Here is a 3,270-nt window from a genome sequence, read left to right as displayed (position 1 = left end):
TTGACATCCTCGCCGCACTTTTAGGGCGGCGATTCCTAAACCTCACGATTTAAGTTTCTGCTTCCACCACCGTCGCATACCACAGTTAAAAAACCATGTACTGTCTTACACAGAGTCCACAGACTTTCGCCCCATTTCAGAAGCCCGATTCCGTGTGTCCCACGGTACGTTGACCGCCTATAGCTTCTTGTACTTGTTGCGCGCGACTTTTTACCCGGCCAAGCTTTTCTGGTCGGAACCCCCTAAGCCGAGTTTTCAAGGTGCTGCGCCGTCCACTTGGTTTTCGAGACTGGCCTTTTAATTCTAACGTAAAGCCAACCTAGAACGGCGGGGTTTCAGACGCAAATTTTCGATGATCGAGAATGGCTTTAGCTTGAATTAAAGCCGATCGCACTTGTTCAAAACCTGTGCCACCATAGCTATTACGGGCCGCTACCACCTGACGAGGAGCGATCGCGTCGTAGATATCGGCCTCAAAAGCTGGATGTAATTCTTGCCATTCCGTCAGGGTTAAATCTTTCAATAACTTACCCGCTGCTAAACTGCTTTTAACGACTTTCCCGACTAAATTATAAGCTTCTCGGAAGGGAATTCCCTTACTGGCTAAATAATCCGCCACATCCGTCGCATTAGAAAAATCTTCCGCCACCGCATTAGCTAATCGGTCGGTTTTAAATTGAATCCCGGTGGCTAAAAGTACCGTCATCGCTTGCAAACAAATCCGCACGGTTTTAACGCCATCAAATAACGCCTCCTTGTCCTCCTGCAAGTCTTTGTTATAGGCTAGGGGTAAACCCTTCATTAAGGTCAATAACGCCTGTAAATGCCCAAAAACCCGCCCTGTTTTGCCGCGCACCAATTCGGGAACATCGGGGTTTTTTTTCTGGGGCATAATGCTAGATCCCGTGGCACAACTATCGGTGAGAGTGATAAAACTAAATTCTTGGGAAGACCAGAGAATCATTTCTTCGCTCAAACGGCTCAGGTGGACCATAATCAGACTAGCGGCCGTCATAAATTCAATGGCAAAATCTCGATCGCTAACTCCATCGAGACTATTGTTATACACCTGCTCAAAATCGAGTAAATTGGCGCTGTAATGACGATCAATAGGAAAAGTCGTCCCCGCTAAAGCACCACATCCTAGGGGCGAAATATTAGTCCTGGCGCGAATTTGCCCTAATCTTTGGTGATCCCGTTCGGCCATTTGAAAATAAGCGAGGAGATGATGGGCTAAACTAATCGGTTGAGCGCGCTGTAGGTGGGTGTAACCGGGGATCAGGGTTTCCAGATGGTTTTCGGCGTGATTGACTAAAGCTTGCTGAAAATTGCGAATTTCTTGCCTAATATCATCGATTTGTTGTCTAAGATACAGACGTATATCCGTTCCTACCTGATCGTTGCGCGAACGGGCCGTGTGCAGTTTTTTGCCCACATCTCCCACAATCTCGGTTAAACGACGTTCTACGGCAAAATGCACGTCCTCTTGATCGATGCCGGGGTTAAAGTTGCCGGTGCGGTATTCTTGACGAATTTGTTCCAATCCAGAGACGAGACTATCTGCTTCTTCGGGACTGATAATACCCGTATAGGCGAGCATTTTAGCGTGAGCGATTGATCCGGTGAGATCATACTCGATTAATTCGATATCAAAGCCAATACTGGCGTTAAATTCCACGATCGTAGGATGGAGACTACCTTCAAAGCGATCGCTCCAAGTTTTCTTTGCTGTCACTGTTTTCGTTAGATGATTGTGTATAAAGTTAACCAAAATATGCTGGACAATTTTGGGGAATAATCCGGCGCTGATAGCATTACCGCTTCAGGTTAGAAAAATCTCCAACCCTACAAGCATAAGAATAGCAAGAATTGCTCACTCTGGCTGAATGCTGATAGGCGAAAAGCTAATAAGAAGTAAAACCTCGAAACATATAACCGGCAATGAAACCGATTAATAGGGCCCATGCTTGCCCAGTTTTGACGAAATTTGAGAAGGATTTCTGGACATTGCCGATGATATCCACGTCTTGCTCCGAAATAGTCATCAAGACATTGGTAAGGGGCGAAAAGTCGATCGAGACAGATAGATGATGGAAGATGTCGATCACGATGGCATTCCTCAAAGACGAAAATCTACAGAATAAGTTAACATGAAAACGACTAAATCAAAACCGCTTTTGTCTCCCTGGTGGTGAGTTGGAGAGGGGGTCACTTTCAAGATGCTTGAGATTGCCGGTAATAGGATAATAATAAATTGCCCGCTTTTGCTAAATCTTGACCAAAGGCGATAATTCCTTCTTCATGACCACTCATCACTAAAATTTGTTGCTCCTCTAGACGCTCTTCTTGACATAAACGGATAATTTCTGCGGCCATTTCTGGGGTTCCATAGGCGATATTTTCTTGAGTGGTCGGCACTCGATACATCAAATTTTGCCACAGGGGGCGATGATGAATATGAATTACCCCATTAATCTGGGGATTCGCTTCATAAATTGCTCCATGGGTGAGAGTTTCCGAAGAAGCAGCAATTGTTCCCCGACAAGTGACCCGATTTTCTCTCCAATCGTAGTCTATAACTGTGGTGTAATGGGATTCATTTAATACTGGAATCCCTCCAGTATTAGTGCCAGAAATAATAATTTTTTTGTCTATTTTTCCTCGTTGACTCACATTACCAAAACCGATTCCGTTATCGTATTGACCGATTAATCCCAGTCGATAGAGCCGATTACGCCAATAATTTAATTCTGCAATCTCCGAGCTTATTAAGGGACGGTCAGGAATCCAAGTACAATTATATTTAACGTAACCTTCATCAATCATAAATTTTTCTAAAAATATTCGGGATAATTTTGACACACTTTCCGCACAAAGTCCTGGAGAGGATAGGAGATATTAGTGATATAATTATCTTTAATAACTTGGGAGAATAGGGGTAAAACTTCCGTGTCTAAGGCGGGTTTAAATAAGTCCATCGGCAGGATTAAATCGGAACCTTCCCGCACATCAATTGTCTCAAAACTATCGGCTACAATTAACCAAAGAGGACGCACCCAAAGAGCCGAACGACTTTCAATCACCTGAATTACTTCTCCGTATAAAGTTCGATTTTTGCAGAATAAACTAACAATTTGATGGGGAGTGAATGTGTTCATAGACAATTCTAGTTTTCCTCGATACTATAGCAGTTATCTTAATGGTGAAGTACAAAGTTTTTCTTTTCGGGAACGACGGAACTGCGGAACAGTTTAGTGATCGTATTTTGAC

General features: G+C 43.8%; 4 protein-coding genes. All 4 read right to left on the bottom strand.

The window, feature by feature from the left end:
• Positions 1–319: 319 nt before the first annotated feature.
• On the bottom strand, positions 320–1,735 hold the full coding sequence (argH, locus tag PX636_RS00330) for an argininosuccinate lyase (RefSeq protein WP_103112634.1): 1,416 nt from the start codon (positions 1,733–1,735) through the stop codon (positions 320–322).
• A gap of 169 nt (positions 1,736–1,904) precedes the next feature.
• Positions 1,905–2,108, bottom strand: a complete 204-nt coding sequence (locus PX636_RS00325) for a hypothetical protein (RefSeq protein ID WP_002735090.1) — start codon at positions 2,106–2,108, stop codon at positions 1,905–1,907.
• A gap of 106 nt (positions 2,109–2,214) precedes the next feature.
• The gene (locus PX636_RS00320; protein ID WP_288115862.1) at positions 2,215–2,826 is read right to left on the bottom strand and encodes a class II aldolase/adducin family protein; all 612 of its coding nucleotides are present in this window, start codon (positions 2,824–2,826) and stop codon (positions 2,215–2,217) included.
• Positions 2,827–2,834: 8 nt separating this feature from the next.
• Entirely contained in the window at positions 2,835–3,158 is a 324-nt protein-coding gene (locus PX636_RS00315; RefSeq protein ID WP_002798393.1) for a hypothetical protein, read from the bottom strand.
• Between the last annotated feature and the right edge of the window lie 112 nt (positions 3,159–3,270).

The organism is Microcystis sp. M53598_WE2 (genome assembly GCF_030067735.1).
GTDB lineage: Bacteria > Cyanobacteriota > Cyanobacteriia > Cyanobacteriales > Microcystaceae > Microcystis > Microcystis aeruginosa.
The sequence above is the reverse complement of the archived record's forward strand: the minus strand, read 5'-3'. Positions and strand labels throughout refer to the sequence as shown.

Coding starts and splice junctions, on each gene's coding strand:
- PX636_RS00320 (WP_288115862.1), bottom strand. CDS start 2,826: ATGATTGATGAAGGTTACGTTAAATATAATTGTACTTGGATTCCTGAC.
- PX636_RS00315 (WP_002798393.1), bottom strand. CDS start 3,158: ATGAACACATTCACTCCCCATCAAATTGTTAGTTTATTCTGCAAAAAT.